This is a genomic window from Clostridium sp. CM039, from assembly GCF_055081075.1.
This window is the reverse complement of record NZ_CM143649.1, coordinates 1,869,143-1,890,246: the sequence shown is the minus strand read 5'-3', so window position 1 is coordinate 1,890,246 and position 21,104 is coordinate 1,869,143. Positions and strand designations below refer to the sequence as shown.

Genomic DNA, 21,104 nt, shown 5'->3' with positions numbered 1-21,104 from the left:
ATTGCAAGCTTTTATTTAAAATATCTTATTTTTTAACTGGTTCGAGACTTGCTTGGAAGTGTCTAAGAACAGCTGGCTCCCATGTAATTCGGTAACCTGTTATTTCGCTTGCTCTTTTTTTAATTGCAATTAGGGCATCTGCCATAATATCGATATGGGATTGAGTATAAACACGACGTGGAATTGCAAAACGTGTAAACTCAAATTCTGATTCTATTTGTTTTCCTGTATCAGGATCATTTCCCATCATATAAGATCCAATATCGCATGTACGAATTCCAGCTTCTATATAAAGTTCAATCGCAAGGGCTTGCCCCGGGAATTCATAGTATGGAATCTGAGGTAACAACGCCTTTGCATCTACAAATACACCATGGCCGCCTACTGGTGATTGGTACGTAACGCCTGCATCATCAAGTCGTGCTGCAAGATACTCCATTTGTCCAATACGATAGTTAAGGTAATTTTCATCAAGTCCTTCATAAAGACCAAGTGCTAAACTCTCAAGATCACGACCTGAAAGACCGCCATAAGTAATAAAACCTTCGAATAAAATTGTACGTGCCTTACAAAGTTGGAACAATTTTTCATCATCTTTAATGCCAATTAATCCACCCATATTGACAATTGTATCTTTCTTAGCACTCATTGTAAACATATCTGCATAACTAAACATTTCTTTTACAATTTCTTTAATTGATTTATCTGCAAACTCTTTTTCTCTTAATTTTACTAAGTAAGCGTTTTCAGCATAACGTGCAGCATCGATACATAATTTAATACCGTATTTTTTACAAACATTTGATGTTTCTCTTACGTTTTGTACAGATACTGGCTGGCCACCTGCTGAATTATTTGTAACTGTCATAACAACAAGGCCAATCTTATCAGCACCGTACTCTTTAATTAAGGATTCTAATTTTTCAACATCCATATTTCCTTTAAAAGGTGCTCTTATAGCTGGATCTTTAGCCTCAGCAACAACACAATCAATGGCTCTTGCACCTGTTGCTTCTACGTGTGCTCTTGTTGTATCAAAGAAGGTATTAGAGATAGCGTATTTACCTTTTTCCATTAATAATCCAAACATAACCTTCTCCGCTGCGCGACCTTGATGAACTGGCTGAATGTATTTATAACCAAAAATATCTTGACCTGCTTCTACAAGTTTATAGTAACTTGATGAACCGGCATAGGCTTCGTCGCCTCTCATGATACCAGCCCATTGTTCTTGACTCATTGCATTAGTTCCACTATCTGTTAATAAGTCAATATAAACATCTTCACCACGAAGGTTAAACATATTGTATTTTGCTTCAGCAATCTTTTGTTTCCTTTCCTCACGTGTAAGCATCTTAAGAGTCTCTACCATCTTAATTCTAAATGGTTCTGGTACATATTTTATGCTCATAATAAAAACCTCCATTTTATTTATTTAAAATGTAATTATGTTGAATGAATAAATCATTGCCCCCCTGTAATATAATGGTTTTTATATTTTAAACCCCCTATAGAAGGATTTTATCACTGCAATAATATATAGTCAATGGTCTTAATAAAATTATTAACAATAAATAGAAAAAAATACTAGCAAATGGGATTTGTTATACTGTTTTGCCTGATTTAAGGATTTTTTATAGCTTTAAATGAATTTGTAGTCGATAAGTAATTACTTTATTAATAATAAATTATTAAAAAATAACGTTTACGTTGTAACTTTTATATAATTGTGATAATCTATATAGCATATTATAAATTTGGATTTTAAAATTTCTATAATAAATACACTAGTTATGAAGTCCCATATAAAGTGGTGTAATAAATATATAAGAGTAGGTGGAAAAATGAATGACATTATGTTAAAACAATATAGCATTCTTGTGGAATTTTTAGGAAAGTCCCTAGGTCCAGACTATGAAGTTGCTTTACATGATTTTGGATATGATACAAATTCCATAGTTGCAATAGCGAATGGATATATTAGCGGACGAACAGTTGGTGCTCCCATGACTAATCTTGCACTGAGTATTATATCAGATAAGAGTTATAAAAATAACAACTATAAACTCAACTATAATGGAGTTTCTAAAGATCAACGCATATTGAGATCTTCAACCATGTTTATTAAGGACGAGAACGATGAGCTTGTGGGAATGTTGTGCATTAATTTCGACGATAAAAAATATGTAGATATAAGCGACCAAATATTAAAGCTTTGTCACCCAGATAAATTAATTGAGCAAAATAGCACATATGAATCTGTTAATTCTCTTTTGAATGATAATACTGAGACCTTTTCGGGATCTATTGCTGAAGTAACAGAAACTGTTTTAAATAAGGTATTAGATGACAATAACATCCCTATTGATCGATTGTCGAAGAATGAACGGATAAATATCATTGATATATTAAACCGAAAAGGTGTTTTTATGCTTAAGGGAGCTGTAAGTGAAGTGGCAAAACAACTTTATTGTTCAGAGCCTAGTATCTATCGCTATCTCAGCAAAGTCAATAGAAATATGGATTGTACTTGATAAAGAAAACAAATAAAAAACCTTGAAATTTAAAGGTTTTTTGTTATATGATGCACCATAATAAGAAACCTGACTGAAATAAAAAGCAAAAAAGTTAATTATAAATAAAGAACATACCATATAATTATGGTAGTAGGAGAAAGTTGTGGAATGATAAAATATTTACAATCAAAAACAGTTAAGATAACTTTGTCTGCAACAATAGCAATTATTGTTGCAAATTATATGGGGTTAGAATTTGGAGTAACTTCGGGTATAATTGCAATATTAAGTATTCAAGATACGAAGAAAGAATCGATATTAGTTGCAGGTAGGAGAATAATCGCATCCACCGTAGCTATACTTTTATCTTTTATGCTATATATTTTACTTGGTAATAATCCTATTGTATTTGGACTATTTTTACTTATATTTATACCAATAACTAATATTTTGAAAACAAGTGAGGGTATGGTTATTGGCGCAGTATTATCAACACATCTTTTAATAAGTACAGATATTAATATTTTTTGGATTATAAATGAAGCAAAGTTAACTATAATAGGTATTGGGGTTGCAATGGTTTTTAATTTATATACAGCATCATTAGAAGAGGATTTTGAGAAGAACAAAGAGAAGATAGAAGAACAATATAGATTAATATTATCAGATATGGCATTAAGTTTGATTTCACAAGCTGTACCAATTTATGAGCAAGAAGTAATTTCAAGTGTTGAAAAGCTAATTAAAAATACTAAATTGATGGTACAAATAATAAATAATAATCATTTGTTTAAGAGTAATGATTATTATGTAAGTTATATAGATATGAGAAAAATACAATTAGAGGCTATAAAAAGAATGAAAAGACATTTTTCAAGATTTTATATAACCTATGATCAAACTATAATATTGTCAGAATTTACTAATGATGTTGCAACTAATATTCATGAAGATAATGATTGTATCGAACTTATTAATAAGCTCACTTTACTTAGGAAAGATTATGAAATTATGGCATTGCCAAAGAATAGAAATGAATTTGAAAATAGGGCATTATTATTTCTATTTTTAAATGATTTAGAGGACTTTTTAATTATCAAGAAGGAATTTAAAGAATGTTTTGAAAATTAACAATACGTAGTCAAGTCTAAACAAATTCATAACATATTATTTACAATTAACTACTATAATAACTACAACGAATATATATATCAGAGGCTTTGAAAATTTTAGTTTTATTAATCTAGTATTTTATTAGAAAGGTGAGGATTAAAATGAAAGAAGAAGAATTGTTATATAATGTGATTTTTCCTGAAGATAGTGATCCTAATTATATTAATTATGGTTATTTTATTGGGAAGAGTAAAAAAGATGTATTTAAATTGAAAGCTATTATAAATGAAAGTCAATTAAATCCAATATTAATTTGTGATGGCAATAAGGCAAATGCTTTTTTTGCTAAAGTTTTTCAAAGTGAAGTAGATAGGTTTTTGAAAATTGTAAGTGAACTTAAGTTTAAACAAATTAAAATAAATAGTTGTCATATGAACGAAGTAAAAAACATGTTTGAGGAAGATATAATGAATCACCGGAAAAAGGGGTATAAGCCAGCTAGATATCTATTACCACGGAGATTTAATAGAGGAATAAGAAATTGGAAATTACCAGATATAATAGAGCTAAATTCAAGAGATGAAAACAAACCAACATTAAATGGAGTAATTAATCTATAAAGATTCAAAAGGTCTATTTATTTTTAATATATATTTTTCTCGCTATTAAATAAAGGGCTTTAGCAATTTTGCTAGAGCCTTTTTGAACTTTATTTATCATAAATGAAAGTAATAAATTTTATATCACGTAAAAATCATCCATAGAAAGGGGATAACTTCAATTGGCTATCGTATATCAGTATACTGAGTGGTGTTAAAATGACCAAAATAGTTTTGGGCTGGATAATCCATATCATCATAAAATATTAAACCATCTGCAAGCATAGTTTCCTGGCCATTAGCATATTTCCAAATAGACACATTTTCAGATTTATCACTACGGAAGAATATGATGTCTTTGTTATTTATATATATTGGTGAAAAATCGAAATAATTTTGGTTATTTGTAAGCTGTTTTATTTGTTTTGTAGTTGTATCAATACTGAAAATATGGTGTTGCCCGTTTAAAAGCCATTGAGTTAAGCCGCTAGGCACATATTTTTGTTCTTTAGAGGAAGCATATAGGATTGTATTCCCATCATTTGTGTAATAAGGTGTCATGGTTGTTTCTCCCTTTGGGGATAAGGACTGAAATTTGCCAGTTAAGATATCTAAAACAACTAAATCTTTGTTATTACCCATCTCTCTACCACCACCGTAGATTAATGCTAAAGAGTTACTGTTTTTAGGGTTTGGGGATATATTATCACTATAGCCTAGTGAAACTATATTTGGATTAGTATATTCTATTAATTTATTTTGTGAAATATCGTACACTGCCAAATCAACTCCATCTGCTGCAAGAGAGCCTGCATGTGGATGTTTCCATATATACAGATACTTATCATCATTTGATATACCGATTATTATAGGATACATTCCTAAATCGTCAACTGTATCTATTTTACTTGGGATTGATTTTATAACTATTTTTTGTGTTTTTGCTATTGGATCAAAAAATAATATTCCATAATCATTTCTATAATCAGATCCATTTTTTTTATAGTATACGTACTGCTCTGCATATATTCTTCCTTTACTATCTAAGGTAATATTTTGGTAATTAAACTCATTTTGAAGGTAAGGTTTACTGATTTTATTTACAACATCATAAACATATAAGCCGCCAGTGGTAGGAGAGTATAGTAAAGTATTTTTATCTTGCCATGCAAATGATAACTGTGACGCATTATCGACTACTTTTATATGTTCTAGTTTATCCGTTGTAATATATAAAACACTATCCTTCATGTATGAAACCAGACTTTTATCAGGAGATATGAGTGGGTGAGAAAAGGTACCTCCACTATCTAATGTGATATTATCATTTTTATCATTTAACGAGACTAAAAGTAATTCATTTTTCCGTATTACCACAGCGTTCATACTTTTAATGTCTGGAGTTTTTTTTATTGCAGTATTTTGTAATTTAAATGTTCCTATGCTCTTTTCGCTTTTACTGATTTTTGATGGACAGCCGCTTGTAATGCCAATAGCAGCTAGCAATAACATTGTAATTGTTAGGCTTTCCACCTTTACTTTTATATTTATCATGATTTCATACCACCAATCTATCTTTTTATAGATAGCATTCCCTGATTTCTATGAAACAAACTGGAATAAAAATAGCCTAAATTATATTATACAATTTAGGCCGTTTTGAATAAATATCTCTTTATATGAGTTTAAATCTTCTTCATGTAGTTGCGCAACATCTGCAAACTTGCATTCCTTATTTAATAAGGAATATTTATTTTGTACAAATTGATGGAAGGGTAATAGATTTACTTCGGCTACATCCACTTCTTTTAATAGATTACAAAAGCCCTGAGCATCTTCCGAAAAATACAATATATAGAAATTCAACAAAAGTACTTGCAAATATACTTTTACGCATTTCATGAGTTTGTGGTATATTATTATTAATTGAAATTGTAATATGATAGCTATTTCATTTAAGTAAACCCGTAGATGTAGTTATTAATTAATATGCTATGATCAGAACAAAAAAATAAGAAATAGTGCGTATGAAAAGAATTGCAGGAAGGAGCACTTTTAATGGAGAAAAGTATGGATGAAGAACTTTCTAGTATATTTATAATTTTTGGTGGAACTGGTGATTTGACAAAAAGAAAACTTATTCCAGCTATTTTTAGTTTGATGTACGAGGAGAAATTACCTGAAAATTTTACAATTGTGTCTATAGGAAGACGGGAAAAAACAAATCAGCAATATAGAGAAGAAATGTATGAATCAGTGAAAAAATTCTCTAGGTTTTCTTTAAATGAAGAACTATGGGATAAATTTAGTAAGAAAATTTTTTATAAGAATTTTGATTTTACTTCAGATAATGAAGCGTACAAGGATTTAGATTCATTTTTGGAAATAATGGAGACTAAATATTTAACTGGAGGTAAAAGATTATATTATTTAGCAGTTGCACCAGAGTTTTTTGAAGGGATAATTAGAAATTTAAAGAATAATGCTATGGTTTGCAAAGACACTGGCTGGCAGAGGATAATGATCGAAAAGCCTTTTGGATCAAGTTTGAAAACGGCTAGGATTTTAAATGATAATATATCAAAGCTTATACCTGAAGAGGATATATTTAGAATAGATCACTATCTGGGAAAAGAAATGATCCAAAACATATTAGCAATAAGATTTGGTAACTCATTATTTGAACCACTATGGAATGCAAATTATATTGATAATATTCAAATTACGTCCTATGAACTTTTAGGCGTAGAGAACAGAGGCGGATATTATGAAAATGCTGGTATTTTAAAAGATATGCTTCAAAATCATTTGTTACAAATATTGACTATGATTGCGATGGAACCTCCAGTAGACTTTCAACCAGAATCTATAAGAGATGAAAAAGTCAAGGTATTACGATCACTCAGACCTTTTACCGCTGAGACTTGCACGGAAAATATTGTTCGGGGTCAATATGGCTCTGGCTTTGTCAATGGTATAAAAGAGGTGGCGTATAGAGACGAAGATAGGGTATCAAAAGTGTCAAACACAGATACTTTTATAGCCCTTAAGACTTATATTGACAATTTCCGGTGGGGAGGAGTACCCATATATATAAGAGCAGGAAAAAGAATGGATACTAAAAGCACAGAGATAGTTATTCAGTTTAAAAAACTTCCTGGAATTAATTATTATAAGGAGTTTAATCAGATTAGTCATAATCTTTTAGTCTTAAAAATTCAGCCAGAAGAGGGCTTTTTCTTTCAGATAAATGCTAAAAAGCCAGGTAGTGAATTTAAAATGGAAAAAGTTGAATTAGATTATTGTCAAAGCTGTAAGTATTTAAATGATTCACCCGAGGCTTATGAGAGGCTATTGCTTGAAGCAATTAGAAATAACTCATCTTTGTTTACTAGATGGGATGAACTTGAATACTCGTGGAAATTTATTGAAAGCATTGAAAAAGGATTTGAAAATAATATACCTAATTATCCTAATTACTCAGCAGGGACCTCAGGCCCAGAGGAAGCAATGCATTTAGTTGAGCGGGATGGCGGACAGTGGTGGAATACAGCACAAAATTAAGGAGGCGTAACATGATTATATATGATATATCTATGACTATAGAAAAAAGTATGGGAGTATACAAGAATATAGAGGGAAAAAGACCAGTGATTAAATTTGAAAGGAAAATCCCAAAGGATAGCATTAATGAATCTAGTATATGTATGAACTTACATACAGGAACTCATATTGATGCACCGTATCATGTAGATGATATGGGTGCTACTATTGATGCTATTGATTTAAATAAATTGATTACAAAGTGTAGAGTTTTGGATTTAACAAAAATAGTAAATGGAATAACAAAAGAAGATCTTATGGATAAAAACATTAGGCCAGGTGAATTCTTATTGCTTAAAACTCGCAACTCATTCACAGATGAATTTGAATTTGATTTTGTTTTTCTTGAAAAAAGTGGAGCAGAGTATCTAGCAGAAAGAGAAATAATTGGAATAGCAATAGATTCACTTGGAATAGAAAGGTCTCAGCCAGAACATGAAACCCATAAAATTCTTTTTAGCAAGGGAATAACTATAATAGAAGGTGTTAGACTAAAAGAAATAAAAGAAGATGAATACTTCATGTGTGCTATGCCACTTAAAATTAAGGGAGCAGATGGTGCTCCTGCTAGGATAGTTTTAATAAAAGACTTAATATAAGTACTTATAGTTCAAAACTTAAAAATTATATAAAATTACAGTTTTTGTTTTAATAATCCCAACTTATTTATGGTATAATTAAACAAGTAATTTAAAAATTGTAAGTAAACGCTTGCAAATTAATGGGGTGAATATGATGAATGTAAAAGAAAGAATTGAAGAGTTAAGAAATGGTATGAGAGAAAGAGGCATAGAAGCATATATAGTACCTAGTTCAGATCCACATCAAAGTGAATATGTAGCAGAACATTATACTGCTAGAACGTTTATAACAGGATTTACAGGTTCTGCTGGTACTGCAATTATAACACTTACGGATGCTTATCTTTGGACAGATGGAAGATATTTCATTCAAGCAGAAAGTGAATTACAAGGTACAGGTGTAACTTTATTTAAAATGGGAGAGAGTAATGTTCCAACTGCTGAGGAATTTTTGAAGGAATCTCTTAGCGAAGGAGCAAAGATTGCTTTTGATGGCAAGGTTATTTCAGTAGAGTATTTTAGAGGGTTAGAGAAAGCGTTAGAAAGTAAGAAATTTTCATTTGAAGTTAATGAAGATTTAATAGATAAAATATGGAAGGATAGACCAGCAAGACCCTCCAGTGAGGTGATTTTGCACGATATAGTGTATGCAGGAAAGTCAAGAGGAGCAAAACTTGCGCAAGTAGTCCAGGAAATGAAGAATATGGGAGCAAATTACTATGTTATATCAGGACTCGATGATATAGCATGGCTATTAAACATTAGAGGAAGAGATGTAAAATGTAATCCCTTAACAATAGCTTATACAGTTATCTCAGAGGAAAAATGTTATTTATTTATAGATGATATAAAGATTAATTCAAAAGTTAGATCTGAGCTTGAAAAGGCCAATGTAGAAATAATGCCATACGATAGCATAGGGGAATTTCTAAAAAATATTAAAGCCGGAACAATATTATTTGATCCAGCGAAAAACAGTACTTGGATATATAGTGCCATAAAGATTAAAACGGTAGAAGCTATGGATATAACTACAAAATTTAAGGGTATAAAAAATGATGTTGAAATTCAAAATGTTAGAAAGGCAATGGTACGTGATGGCGTGGCTATGGTTAAATTTATAAACTGGATGAAAAAAACTATAAAAACGCGTAATATTACTGAAATAGAGGCATCAGATAAAATTTGCGAAATAAGAAAAGCAGGAGAAAATTTTTATGATTTAAGTTTCGCATCTATTTCGGCTTACGGAGCAAATGCATCTATGCCTCACTATACTGCTACAGAAAAAAATCAGGCTACTATAAAGAAAGAAGGCCTTTATTTATTAGATTCTGGTGCTCAGTACTTAGATGGAACAACAGATATTACAAGGACCCTAGCAGTAGGCCCATTAACGGAAGAAGAGAAAACAGATTTCACTCTAGTTTTAAGAGGAATGATTGATTTAAGTATGCAGAGATTTTTATATGGAACCACTGGTTCAAACTTGGATATTATAGCTAGAATTCCACTTTGGAATGCAGGTATGAATTTTAAACATGGAACAGGGCATGGAGTAGGTTTCTTTTTAAATGTTCATGAGGGGCCACATCGAATATCTATGGCTGCCAGTACTGTTAAGCTTGAAAAAGGAATGATAGTGTCCAATGAACCAGGGGTTTATAAGGATGGAAAACATGGTATAAGAATAGAAAACTTAGTTACTGTTAAGGAAGATGAAAAAACTCAATATGGTGGACAATTTATGAAGTTTGAGACTTTAACCTTTTGCCCTATAGATTTAGAAGCTATAGATGCGCTTTTATTAACATATGACGAAAAGGCGTGGCTAAATAATTATCATAGAACCGTATTTGAGAAACTTTCTCCATATTTACAAGGAGAGGACCTAGAGTATTTAAAGGTTGCAACAATAGCAATATAAATATAAGATTAATGAATTAAGAAGGGTTAAAGAGATGCAAATGCATCTCTTTTTTAGTTCCTTATTAGCAATGCTTTCGCATGATTACCTTTAGTTTTAGTATCATAAGAAGAAATTGTTAATATTTTAACACGATTTAACAATAATATTAAATTGAGTTTAAAAAAAAATATTATTAAATAAAATTGTAATAATACTGAAAAAAGAATATATAAAAGCTTACGCTAATACTTTAACACAGTAATATGATTAGGGATTGTTCAAAACATTAGTACGAATAAGTAGGAATTGTGAAAATAAAAGGCGGACAAAATGTTTTGTATACATTTACAAAAGAATGGTTTTCGAGTAAAAAAAATGAAAATCAGCATATATTTGTTTGTTAAAAAATTAATTATCATTGACTTTTACTCTAAAAAAAACTATCTTAAGTTGTAGAAATTGAAATTAATATATAATTTAACAGGCGGTGTATAATTTTACATGTGGAATATATAAAAACTTTATCGTAGCCTTACAATAAAATTAATATTGTAGTCAAGGAGAGGAGCTGTAAAGGTGATAAAAGAGGAAGAAGGAATTATAATAGAAATATTTGAGGATAACATGGCGAAAGTCAAGGTAGGTAGGCATAACGAATGTAAAAATTGTGGTGCATGCCCAGGTGATAGTTCATTGGTGATTCAGGCTCAAAATTTTATTGGGGCTAAGGCTGGACAACGAATTGCTTTTGAAACGAAAGAAACAAATATGTTAATGGCAGCTTTTGTTGTATATATAGTGCCTCTTATTGCTATTGTAGTGGGGGTTATCGCTGGACAAGTAATAGCAAAAAAAGTTGGTTATTCTGTGCGAGGTTTTCAAATAGGAGGCGGAATACTAACATTTATATTGTCCATACTGAATATAAAAATTTTTGATGAATTTGCTCATAATAATGACGAAATGCAACTTGTTATTACTCGAATTCTATCTTAAAATAGTTTTTTTGATTTAAAGATATCTATATAATTCAATATATTTTAAAATATGCTAAAAGAGGGGTGGGAAAGTGATAAAAAGTTTTCGTGGAGGAATACATCCAAATGATAATAAAAATTATACCGCTGATAAGACTATAGAAATAGCACTAATGCCAAGTAAGGTTGTTATTCCTGTGAGGCAGCATATTGGTGCGCCGTGTTCACCCATTGTAGTTAAGGGTGATTTTGTAAAAAAAGGACAGGTTATAGCGAATAACACAGTTTTTGTATCTAGCCCTGTGCATGCATCAATATCCGGTATTGTTATAGATGTGGCAGAATACCCTCATCCGGTATTTGGAAAGTGTCTTTCTATTGTAATTGAAAATGATGGCTTCGATGAATGGATAGAAGGAATTCCATTTGAAAGAGATTGGGAGAAGTTAAATGATAATGAAATAAAAGATATTATTAAAGAAGCTGGTATCGTTGGAATGGGAGGGGCAACTTTTCCAACTCATGTAAAATTATCGCCACCAAAAGAAAAGAAAATTGATACTTTTATTTTAAATGCGGCCGAATGTGAACCGTTTTTAACCGCAGATCACAGAATGATGCTAGAGTATTCCCAGCAAATTCTTACTGGTGTAAAAATAGTAATGAAGGTCCTCGGTGTTCAAAAAGCATATGTGGGAATAGAGGATAACAAGCCAGATGCAATTAGTGCTATGCAAAAAGCTTTTGCAGGAACCACAGTAGAAGTTAAGGCAATTCCTACTAAATATCCACAAGGTGCGGAAAAGATGCTTATTAAAGTGTTAGTGGATCGTGAGGTTCCATCCGGTAGTTTGCCAATGGATGTAGGAGTCGTTGTTCAAAATGTAGGAACAGTTATTGCAATATATGATGCTGTGGTAAAAGGAATTCCTTTGATACAAAGAGTAGTAACTGTAAGTGGAAGTGCTGTAAATGAACCTAAAAATCTTTTGCTTAGAATTGGAACAAGTTTTAAAGATGCTATTGAAAATTGTGGTGGATTTGTAGAGGCACCAGCTAAAATTATTATGGGTGGTCCCATGATGGGATTTGCTCAATCAAATTTAAATGTTTCTATTGTTAAAGGCGTTTCTGGAATTTTATGTTTAAATAAAAAAGATATTAATAATGGAAAGCAATCTCCTTGTATTCGTTGTGGGAAATGTGTAAGCATTTGTCCTTGTGGACTTAATCCAAGTATGCTAAGTATATTGGGAGAAAAAAACATGTATGAAGAAGCAAAGCTTGAACAAAATCTTTTTGATTGTGCAGAATGTGGAAGTTGTGTTTATGTATGTCCCGCTAAGCGGAACATAGTACAATACATTAGATATTGTAAAATGCAAAATACAGCGGATGCTGCAAAAAAAAAGGAGATGTTAGCTAAATGAATAGTGAAATAAAATTACAAGATAATCTCTTTACCATTTCAACATCTCCACATATACGTTCAGAAGCATCTATTTCTAAAATTATGTGGACTGTGAATTTGGCTTTGTCGCCAGCTGCAATTTTTGGGATTTATCACTTTGGGATTCCTGCTTTAATTATACTTCTTATGGGAAGTCTGTCAGCAGTTGGATTCGAGTGCCTAATGCAAAAAATTAGAAAAAAGAAAATAACTATAACTGACGGAAGTGCATTCCTAACAGGACTATTGCTTGCAATGTGTTTGCCACCGACGATTCCACCTTATATGGCGATAGTTGGTTCATTTATTGCTATTGTAATAGCAAAACATTCTATGGGTGGTCTTGGGTATAATATTTTTAACCCAGCTCATATTGGTAGGGCAGCTCTTATGGTATCATGGCCTATTGCAATGACAACTTGGACAAGAATGAGTACAAGTGTAGATGTAGTAACTACTGCAACGCCTTTAAATATTTTAAAACAACAAGGATATGGAAAACTCATTGATACATTTGGAAGTGCACCTCAAATGTATAAAGCTATGTTCATTGGTGCTCGCAGTGGAAGTATTGGTGAGACATCTACAGTTTTACTAGTGATTGGAGGCATATATTTAATTTATAAAGGATATGTAAATTGGGAAGTTCCTGTATTTATGATTGGAACTGTAGGTATTTTAACTTGGATATTTGGACCGACAGGTTTATTTAGCGGAGATCCGCTATTCCATATTATGGCTGGAGGCCTTGTTATAGGAGCATTCTTTATGGCTACAGATATGGTTACTATTCCTATTACAAAGAAGGGGCAGGTGATCTTTGCTATGGGTGCTGGGGCGCTTACTGTTCTAATTCGGTTAAAGGGTGGATATCCAGAAGGGGTTTGTTATTCCATTTTGTTAATGAATTCAGTTACACCGCTTATAGATCGCGTGATAAAGCCGGTTAAATTTGGAGCAAGGAGGTAGCGGAAAATGTCAGATGACAATAATGTTTTGCATAATAAAGAGTATAGTATTTTTCAAATTGCTATGAATTTAACAGTTGCTTGTTTCATATCAGGCGCAATTATTGCTTCAACCTATTTTTTTACAGCACCAGTTGCAGCAGAAAAAGCGGCTATGATGAAGACTAATGCAATGAAGTCATTGGTGGTGGATGCAGAAAAGTTTGAGCCAGTGAAGGGGAAGAAAGAATGGTTTATTGCAGAAAAGAATGGGAAAGTAATTGCATATATAGTTCCAGCAGAGAGTAAAGGATATGGGGGAGCAATAAAAATGATTGTATCTGTGTCGCCACAAGGTAAAATTATTGAATTTGCTATATTAGAGAGTAATGAAACGCCCGGACTTGGAGAAAATGCAGGTAAAGAACCTTTTAGATGTCAATTTAAAGGTAAAAAAACCAAAGATTTAGAAGTCGTAAAAGATAAATCAAAAGAAAATAATATTCAAGCTATGACTGGGGCTACCATTTCTTCAAAAGCGGTAACGAAAGGTATCAAAGAAGCTGTGGAACAGGTTACACAGTTTGTAGGGGGGAAATAATATGAGAGAGTTATGGAATATATTTAAAAAAGGGATTATTGAAGAAAATCCAATTTTTGTTCTTGCACTTAGTCTTTGTCCTGCTTTAGCGGTAACGAATAACTCGATAAATTCTCTAACTATGGGTTTAGCAGTTATCTTCGTTATTACTGCAAATAATACTATTGTATCTATTAGTAGAAAAGTAGTGAATCCTAAGGTCCGTGTACCGGTGTATATTACATCCATAGCAACCATTGTTACGGTAGTACAGTTGGTATTACAAGCATATGCGCCAGTGCTTTATAAGGCATTAGGAATATATTTAGCATTGATTGTTGTTTTTGCAATTATTTTAGCTAGAGCGGAAGTTTTTGCTTCAAAAAATTCAGTGATTCCATCCTTTTTTGATGGACTAGGAATGGGATGTGGTTTTGCACTTGCACTTTTATCTATCGGGATGATACGTGAACTTTTTGGTACAGGAGCTATATTTGGGATAAAAATTTTTGGTTCTTGGTATAATCCTGCACTTATCATGATTTTACCGCCAGGTGCATTTATACTCATTGGCTATATGGTAGCCGGGTTTAAGATGCTGACTGAACATATGGAAAAAAATAAAATTGAGAGAGGCGAAGCATAATGGGTGAGTATCTAACTCTGTTTGTAAGTGTGGTAGTCGTAAATAACTTCGTTTTAACAAGGTTTTTAGGGCTTTGTATTTTTTTTGGGGTTTCTAAGAGCTTAAAAGCCTCTATTGGTATGGGAATGGCTGTAACTTCTGTTATGACTCTGAGTTCCATGCTAGCATGGTTGGTATTCCATTTTATATTGGCTCCATTTCATTTAACATTTTTAACAACGGCGGTGTTTGTGCTTTTAATTGCTAGCTTTGTGCAGCTTTTAGAAATGATTATTAAAAAATATGCACCTACCTTATATAATATGTGGGGAATATATTTATTACTAATTGCTACAAATTGTGTTGTACTTGGCGTACCACTTTTAAATGTAGAATCAAATTTTTCATTTGTAAAAAGTGCAATATCTGCCGTTGGATCTGGTTTGGGGTTTGCTTTGGCAATTATACTTATGGCAAGTTTAAGAGAAAAACTAAGATTAGCAGATGTCCCTAAACCATTAGAGGGGCTCGGCATTGCGTTTATTTTAGCGGGCATGTTAGCATTAGCTTTCATGGGGTTTTCTGGGATTATAGCAGCATAGAAAGGAGCTGAGAAATTAATATGAGTAATATAAGTATAGCGATTGCAGTTTTAGTTGTAATGACATCAGTTGGGCTAGTGTTTGGTTTAATTTTGGCGGTTGCAAATAAAAAATTTGCCATTGAAGTAAATCCATTGATTCATATTGTTGAAGATATATTACCAAAAGGTCAGTGTGGAGCCTGTGGATATGCTGGTTGTATGGCGTATGCAGAAGCTGTGGTTATAAACCCAGATGTAGCACCAAATCTTTGCATTCCAGGGAAAGCACCTGTTGCAAAAATGGTAGCAAATCTAACTGGTAAAGTGGCAGCAGAAATGGAGCCAAAAGTGGCTTTTGTAAAATGTGCTGGTACAGTAAGTAAAGCTATTAAGGATTATAAGTATCAAGGTGTTCAAGATTGTGTTGCAGCATCAGTGCTACAGGGAGGACCAAAGGGATGTAAATATGGTTGCCTCGGTTTTGGAACATGTGTTAAAAATTGTCCTTTTGATGCAATGACAATGAGCAAAGAAGGCATACCAATTATTAACAATAAAAAGTGTACGGGTTGTGGAAAATGTAAAATAGTTTGTCCTAAAAAAGTTATTGAATTAGTTCCAAATGGAATTAATGTATCTTTGAATTGTAATTCAAACGACAAAGGTGTTGTGACACGTAAACTTTGCAAAGTAGGCTGCATTGGATGTGGAATTTGTGTTAAGAATTGTCCATATGGTGCAATAAAAATTGAGAACAATCTAGCTGTAGTAGATTGTGATGTATGTGTTTCAATATGTAATGAATCTACTTGCTTATATAAATGCCCAACGGGTGCAATTAAAAAGTCTATAGAAAGTATATCGCAGACAAGAATAGCAGCTAAATTATCTGAAAATAAAACTCTCTCTGATTAAAATGGGATGTTTTTTCTGATTTATCAATAAGGACGGATATTAATTTTAATCTTTCATTTTAATAATTTGTGGTTAATATGGGATTATATGTGATACAATAAACATATAAACAAGTTTAAGGAGGCTAGATATGGATAAAATTAAACAACAAGAAATAAGGAATGAGTTTGGTATACCTTGTCCTCTTGAAAATGAGTCAGATGAAAAGTATGCATATAGAATGATAGAAGAAATTTGTACTTTCTTAAAAAAGTATGCTATGCATACCGGAAAAAAAGGTTATGTTTGTCATCTTACAGGTGGAGTAGATAGCTTTGTTACAAGTATGCTTATAAAAAAATCAGGAATATATCTAATCAATCTATCTCTCCCATTTGGAATTAAATCAGACATGGCAGATGTAGAACTTGCAAGAGACATTATAAAGCCAGATGTATTTCAAACCTATGATGTAATGGGTCCCGTAATTGAATCCATTGAGCTTCTTCGTGGGTTACCTCCTTCAAAAGTAGATATAGGGAATACAAATTCTAGAGTGAGAATGACCGTGTTATATAGAGTAGCTGAAGTTTATGATGTTCTAGTTGCTGGCTACACGAATGTAGCCGAGCTAACTCTAGGAATGGTGACGAAACATGGTGACGATGCAGCAGATATACAACCACTTGAGGGAATAACAAAAAGCATAGTTTACGAAATGGCAAAAATATTTAATGCACCTAAATCTATAATTAATAAAATTTCTACAAGTGGTGTATGGGACAATAGATCCAATCAAAAAGAAGTAACAGAACTAAATCATCAGGTTTGTATGTATTTAAGGGGTAAAGACATCTCAGAAGAATACGAGGAGAAAATATTAAAATTATATACAGTTTCTAAACACAAAAGACATTCACCAGTTTCTCCAAAAGACACTTGGTGGCTTGAATAAATTTGTAAAAAAAATAGATGCACCTAATGTATAGGTGTATCTATTTCTTTTATAAGTACATTAGACTCATTATGTATTTCATGTGCATTATTTTACTTTTAGCACAAATACATGAGGTGTAAGCCTACCACTTTCAATTTTTATCTCTTGAAGTAATTCAAGCTTATCATTATCCAGCAGAACTTCCCTAAATAATTGCTTTTCTATTGTATAAACAAATGCCATTCCTCCTGGTCTTATAAAATCAGGGATTTTATTTACAAATGCACTATACAAATCCGCGTACTTATTATGGGTGGTGGACTTATTGTCAAAAGGCATATTTGTTATCATCTCATCAAATTGGCCGTAAGGCACAAATTCTAATATATCTTCAGCTATAAGGTCTATATCCACATTAGCTAATTTAGAATTTATTGTTGCAGCGTTTATAGCTGTTCTAAATATATCAACTCCTGTTAAGGATCCAAATTCTTCTAATTTAGCTCTTTCAATAAGCATTGTTCCAGCGCCACAAAAGGGGTCTATAACTTTAGCACTAGGGTCTAGCCATTTTTCTATTGATTTTATTGCAATAGCCGCAGTTACAGGATTTATGGATGTAGCTAAGTCGTTTTTTCTATAGTCAAATCTATTATCCTTTACAGAATACAGTTTGACAAATACACTGCAGAGATTATTTCTTTCAAGTATTCGAATTTCAACTTCATATGAGGAAGGGCTATTTCTTAAGTTTCCACAAGAAAGTTCATCTAATTCTCTAGATAGGTTTTTTACAAACTCTGACCGTTCTCTATTAGAATCCATAGTTTTAAATTCAACTCTATACCCAAAAGGATCATTAGAATCATTATCATGGCACTGATTTAAAAAATCTACAAAATTTGCATTTATAATTGCATCAGCTATTACCTTATAATCAAAGTCTAAATCTTCACACTCAGCTAAAGGATACAAAAGTTCATAAAAGGTCCTGCAGGTGTAAATCTTATCTAAATCCTTCTCGCAGATAAGTATACCGTCATCTACAAGTCTACCATCAATCCATTTATCATCTAGCTCCTTTAAAGTAAGCTGATACTGATAATTCATAACAGTGAGCAGCATAGGTACAGGACTTTCAAATCCTTTAAACTCATGGCGCGCTGTAGGAGACAATTTATCTATGGCTCTTGTTAGTGCAAGCTTTTCCTCATTAATATGCTTATTAGTTGTTACTAGTGAGTCATTTTCTTGACAAGCTTTTTCATTTGTTACTACATCTTCAAACATTCTCTTTAACTTTTCTGCGTCATTTGCACTGCCGCAGTTCCCGATTGCAAGTACGTAGGAGTATCTTACAAATAATTTATCCTCAGCGTTATAGGCATTATATAAAGCTTCTAAATACACAGGGTCTGCGAGTTCTCCAATAACGCCACATACATTCTTTCGTACCTTTGGATCTGAATGAGAAAGAAGAGCGCTAAGTTTTTCTTTTGAATTACCAATAGTTCTTTTGAACATTCCTTTTGGCTTTTCCTTTTTTAAAATATCCCTTAAAACGGAAAGTATTCCTCTTGGATCATCCTCAGTTATTATTTTTGACCATAACATGGGAATTGCATTGTTATAATCTAGAGAAAGTTTATTTATTATAGCAGATCTCTGTTTATCATCTGAAGTTTTTAGATTTTCTATTAAACTTGATATCTTATCAGTATTTTCTATCATTTGTTACACCTCTTATGCTTAAATTTATTAAATTATAATTAATCTATTAAATACAATTATATCATACATTTATTTTTTTAGTGTGATGGGTAATTTTAAATATTTAAATATATTGCAAATTACCAAATTATAGATTAATATAATATAAAATACATACATATACTATTAATGTCAACAATAAAGATTTATTGGATAAAACAAGAATTAAAACACCAAAATGTTAAGGATATATTCCCTTATACTTAGTATAAGGTCTATATAGAAATTATTAATATTTAGGGGGGATTATTTAGTGAAAACAAAAAGGATACTTAGTTTGCTGCTGACATCAACAATGATGTTAACGGTTGCAACAGGCCTAGTGGGATGCAAAAAAGACAAAGCAACAGTTTCAACGAATACTAGTACTAAAAAAGATGATGATCAACATTTAAAGTTAGTATTTATTGAACCTTTGACCCTAGATCCAAATGAAGCATCGGATGTAGATTCTTTCACAATAATAAATGAAATGCAAGAAGGGTTAGCAAGAATAAAGGTTGTAGATGGGAAGGACAAAATTGAACCAGCAGGAGCTGAAAGCTGGGAAACATCTAAGGATGGATTAACTTGGACTTTTCACTTAAGAGATTATAAATGGAGCGATGGAGTGCCAGTTACGGCTCAGCAATACGTGGATTCATTCCAAAGATTGTTGAAAAAGGAGAATGCCTTTTCATATGCTTACTATGCCTATGAAATAAAAGGTGCTGAAGATTTCAATAAGGGTACTGGAAAGTCTGAAGATGTTGGGGTAGTGGCAAAAGATGATAAGACATTGGTTATAAATTTAGTTAAACCTACACCATATTTTGAAAAGAAATTACCGTTTGTCAATTTTGGACCAATAAGACTTGATGTTATAAAAAAAGGTGGAGAGAACTGGAAAACAGACATTGCAAACCAGGTTTATTGTGGACCTTATAAAATAAAGGAATGGGTAAAGAATAACAGCATGACATTTGAAAAGAATCCTACCTATTGGGATGCTGATAACGTATTCATTAAAACGGCAGAGATGAATGCAATTCCAGAATTCTCAACCCAAGCTCAATTATTTGAGAGTTCACAGCTAGACGTTACTGGATGTAGTCAAGAGTATGTTAAGAAGTGGCAAGACGAAGCAAAGGCAGGGAAATTTCAATTTGCAGAAGGGGACAAAGCATCTACTGGGTATTTAGCCTTCAACAATGATGGTGGACCAAGTGGATTAATGTCAAATAAAAAGATAAGACTTGCAATGTCATTAGCATTTGATAGAGAAGACTATATAAATACACTTTTGAGTAGATATTCTCCAGCCTATGGGTGGATTCCAAAGTCATTACAATCAGGTAAAGATGTATATAGAGATGAAGTTAAGGAACCATTAAAAGATTTAGCAACTGAGTATGTAAACAAGCCTGAAAAACTTCAAGCATTATTTAAAGAAGGACTTAAAGAGCTTGGGGTAAATAAAGATTTAAGCAAGATAAAGATTAAATATGTTACTTCGGGAGATTCCTCAGCTGCAAAACAAAAAAATGAATGGTGGCAGCAACAATTCAAAACGAATTTAGGAATAGATTTATCTGTAGAAGTATTTGGAACTGCTCCACTTTTAGAGCAAGCTAAAAAAGATAGAAAATGGGATGCTTGCTACGGTGGATGGGGAGCAGATTTCGATGATCCAATAAACTTTTTTGAAGTATTTGCTAGTGAAGGTGACAATAACAAAATTAAATATAATAACCCAGAGTATAATAAGATAATTAAAGATCTTGAAACTGAGATAGACCCTGCAAATAGAGTGAAAAAATATCAAAAACTTGAAGCGATGCTAGTTAAAGATGACGTTGCTTTAGCTCCAATTTATTATCTAGATACAAGGAGATTTTCACAAAATTATGTTAAAGATTTTATGAGTCCTCATTTTGGAGCTACTTATGAATGGAGATGGGCATACACTTCTGGTAGAAAATAGTAATCATAATAATAATGCACAGGAGCTCATTGCGAGCCCTGCGCGTTATAAAAAAGG

General features: G+C 32.2%; 19 protein-coding genes. 15 read left to right on the top strand and 4 right to left on the bottom strand.

Annotated elements, in window-relative coordinates; all coding sequences use genetic code 11:
- Positions 1 to 25 precede the first annotated feature (25 nt).
- Positions 26 to 1,411 carry a tryptophanase gene (locus ACWJJ2_RS08945; protein WP_462954278.1) on the bottom strand — a complete coding sequence of 462 codons (1,386 nt, stop codon included), beginning with the start codon at positions 1,409 to 1,411 and terminating at the stop codon, positions 26 to 28.
- Between the two features lie 433 nt (positions 1,412 to 1,844).
- On the opposite strand from ACWJJ2_RS08945, the gene ACWJJ2_RS08940 reads away from it, so the two are divergent.
- The 3 genes from ACWJJ2_RS08940 (at position 1,845) to ACWJJ2_RS08930 (ending at position 4,249) form a co-directional block, all read left to right on the top strand.
- On the top strand, positions 1,845 to 2,534 hold the full coding sequence (locus tag ACWJJ2_RS08940; protein WP_462954277.1) for a helix-turn-helix transcriptional regulator: 690 nt from the start codon (positions 1,845 to 1,847) through the stop codon (positions 2,532 to 2,534).
- Between the two features lie 150 nt (positions 2,535 to 2,684).
- Positions 2,685 to 3,647 carry an aromatic acid exporter family protein gene (locus ACWJJ2_RS08935; protein ID WP_462954276.1) on the top strand — a complete coding sequence of 321 codons (963 nt, stop codon included), beginning with the start codon at positions 2,685 to 2,687 and terminating at the stop codon, positions 3,645 to 3,647.
- A 143-nt stretch (positions 3,648 to 3,790) separates the two neighbouring features.
- The gene (locus ACWJJ2_RS08930) at positions 3,791 to 4,249 is read left to right on the top strand and encodes a hypothetical protein (RefSeq protein WP_165413093.1); all 459 of its coding nucleotides are present in this window, start codon (positions 3,791 to 3,793) and stop codon (positions 4,247 to 4,249) included.
- A 165-nt stretch (positions 4,250 to 4,414) separates the two neighbouring features.
- On the opposite strand, the gene ACWJJ2_RS08925 is transcribed toward ACWJJ2_RS08930, so the two are convergent.
- Both ACWJJ2_RS08925 and ACWJJ2_RS08920 read right to left on the bottom strand, forming a co-directional pair.
- A complete protein-coding gene (locus ACWJJ2_RS08925; RefSeq protein WP_462954275.1) occupies positions 4,415 to 5,782 on the bottom strand; it encodes a TolB family protein in 1,368 nt (455 codons plus the stop codon).
- Between the two features lie 81 nt (positions 5,783 to 5,863).
- Positions 5,864 to 6,130: a hypothetical protein gene (locus tag ACWJJ2_RS08920; protein ID WP_462954274.1), complete on the bottom strand. Its 267-nt coding sequence runs from the start codon at positions 6,128 to 6,130 to the stop codon at positions 5,864 to 5,866.
- 156 nt (positions 6,131 to 6,286) lie between these two features.
- Here ACWJJ2_RS08920 and zwf point away from each other — a divergent pair, with 156 nt between their 5' ends.
- From zwf to nadE, 11 genes are all read left to right on the top strand, one after another.
- On the top strand, positions 6,287 to 7,792 hold the full coding sequence (gene zwf / locus ACWJJ2_RS08915) for a glucose-6-phosphate dehydrogenase (RefSeq protein WP_216303138.1): 1,506 nt from the start codon (positions 6,287 to 6,289) through the stop codon (positions 7,790 to 7,792).
- Between the two features lie 11 nt (positions 7,793 to 7,803).
- Positions 7,804 to 8,430 carry a cyclase family protein gene (locus ACWJJ2_RS08910; protein WP_462954273.1) on the top strand — a complete coding sequence of 209 codons (627 nt, stop codon included), beginning with the start codon at positions 7,804 to 7,806 and terminating at the stop codon, positions 8,428 to 8,430.
- 136 nt (positions 8,431 to 8,566) lie between these two features.
- Positions 8,567 to 10,339: an aminopeptidase P family protein gene (locus ACWJJ2_RS08905; protein ID WP_462954328.1), complete on the top strand. Its 1,773-nt coding sequence runs from the start codon at positions 8,567 to 8,569 to the stop codon at positions 10,337 to 10,339.
- Between the two features lie 558 nt (positions 10,340 to 10,897).
- The gene (locus ACWJJ2_RS08900; protein ID WP_462954272.1) at positions 10,898 to 11,317 is read left to right on the top strand and encodes a SoxR reducing system RseC family protein; all 420 of its coding nucleotides are present in this window, start codon (positions 10,898 to 10,900) and stop codon (positions 11,315 to 11,317) included.
- A 73-nt stretch (positions 11,318 to 11,390) separates the two neighbouring features.
- Positions 11,391 to 12,728 (top strand): electron transport complex subunit RsxC, encoded by a 1,338-nt coding sequence (gene rsxC / locus ACWJJ2_RS08895; RefSeq protein WP_216303136.1) that lies wholly within the window; start codon positions 11,391 to 11,393, stop codon positions 12,726 to 12,728.
- Positions 12,725 to 13,717 (top strand): RnfABCDGE type electron transport complex subunit D, encoded by a 993-nt coding sequence (locus tag ACWJJ2_RS08890; RefSeq protein ID WP_220286520.1) that lies wholly within the window; start codon positions 12,725 to 12,727, stop codon positions 13,715 to 13,717. The genes rsxC and ACWJJ2_RS08890 overlap by 4 nt, the downstream gene beginning before the upstream one ends.
- Positions 13,718 to 13,723: 6 nt before the next feature.
- Entirely contained in the window at positions 13,724 to 14,296 is a 573-nt protein-coding gene (locus ACWJJ2_RS08885; RefSeq protein ID WP_220286519.1) for an RnfABCDGE type electron transport complex subunit G, read from the top strand.
- Position 14,297: 1 nt separating this feature from the next.
- Entirely contained in the window at positions 14,298 to 14,921 is a 624-nt protein-coding gene (rsxE, locus tag ACWJJ2_RS08880) for an electron transport complex subunit RsxE (RefSeq protein WP_165413101.1), read from the top strand.
- Positions 14,921 to 15,502 (top strand): electron transport complex protein RnfA, encoded by a 582-nt coding sequence (locus ACWJJ2_RS08875; RefSeq protein ID WP_165413102.1) that lies wholly within the window; start codon positions 14,921 to 14,923, stop codon positions 15,500 to 15,502. Before rsxE ends, ACWJJ2_RS08875 begins: the two co-directional genes overlap by 1 nt.
- A 29-nt stretch (positions 15,503 to 15,531) precedes the next feature.
- Entirely contained in the window at positions 15,532 to 16,398 is an 867-nt protein-coding gene (gene rnfB / locus ACWJJ2_RS08870; RefSeq protein ID WP_165413126.1) for an RnfABCDGE type electron transport complex subunit B, read from the top strand.
- Between the two features lie 130 nt (positions 16,399 to 16,528).
- Complete coding sequence (nadE, locus tag ACWJJ2_RS08865) at positions 16,529 to 17,332, top strand: NAD(+) synthase (RefSeq protein ID WP_216303133.1); 804 nt, start codon at positions 16,529 to 16,531, stop codon at positions 17,330 to 17,332.
- A gap of 87 nt (positions 17,333 to 17,419) precedes the next feature.
- Here the strand turns inward: nadE and ACWJJ2_RS08860 are convergent, their stop codons facing one another.
- On the bottom strand, positions 17,420 to 19,045 hold the full coding sequence (locus ACWJJ2_RS08860) for a methyltransferase (protein ID WP_220286518.1): 1,626 nt from the start codon (positions 19,043 to 19,045) through the stop codon (positions 17,420 to 17,422).
- Positions 19,046 to 19,337: 292 nt separating this feature from the next.
- On the opposite strand from ACWJJ2_RS08860, the gene ACWJJ2_RS08855 reads away from it, so the two are divergent.
- Complete coding sequence (locus tag ACWJJ2_RS08855) at positions 19,338 to 21,047, top strand: peptide ABC transporter substrate-binding protein (protein ID WP_216303131.1); 1,710 nt, start codon at positions 19,338 to 19,340, stop codon at positions 21,045 to 21,047.
- The last annotated feature ends 57 nt before the right edge of the window (positions 21,048 to 21,104 follow it).

What these genes read in the sequence shown, in the direction of transcription:
- ACWJJ2_RS08945 (WP_462954278.1), bottom strand. Translation starts at nt 1,411, where the DNA reads ATGAGCATAAAATATGTACCAGAACCATTTAGAATTAAGATGGTAGAG.
- ACWJJ2_RS08885 (WP_220286519.1), top strand. Translation starts at nt 13,724, where the DNA reads ATGTCAGATGACAATAATGTTTTGCATAATAAAGAGTATAGTATTTTT.
- ACWJJ2_RS08905 (WP_462954328.1), top strand. Translation starts at nt 8,567, where the DNA reads ATGAATGTAAAAGAAAGAATTGAAGAGTTAAGAAATGGTATGAGAGAA.
- ACWJJ2_RS08935 (WP_462954276.1), top strand. Translation starts at nt 2,685, where the DNA reads ATGATAAAATATTTACAATCAAAAACAGTTAAGATAACTTTGTCTGCA.
- ACWJJ2_RS08925 (WP_462954275.1), bottom strand. Translation starts at nt 5,782, where the DNA reads ATGATAAATATAAAAGTAAAGGTGGAAAGCCTAACAATTACAATGTTA.
- rsxE (WP_165413101.1), top strand. Translation starts at nt 14,298, where the DNA reads ATGAGAGAGTTATGGAATATATTTAAAAAAGGGATTATTGAAGAAAAT.
- ACWJJ2_RS08920 (WP_462954274.1), bottom strand. Translation starts at nt 6,130, where the DNA reads ATGAAATGCGTAAAAGTATATTTGCAAGTACTTTTGTTGAATTTCTAT.
- ACWJJ2_RS08940 (WP_462954277.1), top strand. Translation starts at nt 1,845, where the DNA reads ATGAATGACATTATGTTAAAACAATATAGCATTCTTGTGGAATTTTTA.
- ACWJJ2_RS08890 (WP_220286520.1), top strand. Translation starts at nt 12,725, where the DNA reads ATGAATAGTGAAATAAAATTACAAGATAATCTCTTTACCATTTCAACA.
- ACWJJ2_RS08875 (WP_165413102.1), top strand. Translation starts at nt 14,921, where the DNA reads ATGGGTGAGTATCTAACTCTGTTTGTAAGTGTGGTAGTCGTAAATAAC.
- ACWJJ2_RS08860 (WP_220286518.1), bottom strand. Translation starts at nt 19,045, where the DNA reads ATGATAGAAAATACTGATAAGATATCAAGTTTAATAGAAAATCTAAAA.
- ACWJJ2_RS08930 (WP_165413093.1), top strand. Translation starts at nt 3,791, where the DNA reads ATGAAAGAAGAAGAATTGTTATATAATGTGATTTTTCCTGAAGATAGT.
- zwf (WP_216303138.1), top strand. Translation starts at nt 6,287, where the DNA reads ATGGAGAAAAGTATGGATGAAGAACTTTCTAGTATATTTATAATTTTT.
- nadE (WP_216303133.1), top strand. Translation starts at nt 16,529, where the DNA reads ATGGATAAAATTAAACAACAAGAAATAAGGAATGAGTTTGGTATACCT.
- ACWJJ2_RS08910 (WP_462954273.1), top strand. Translation starts at nt 7,804, where the DNA reads ATGATTATATATGATATATCTATGACTATAGAAAAAAGTATGGGAGTA.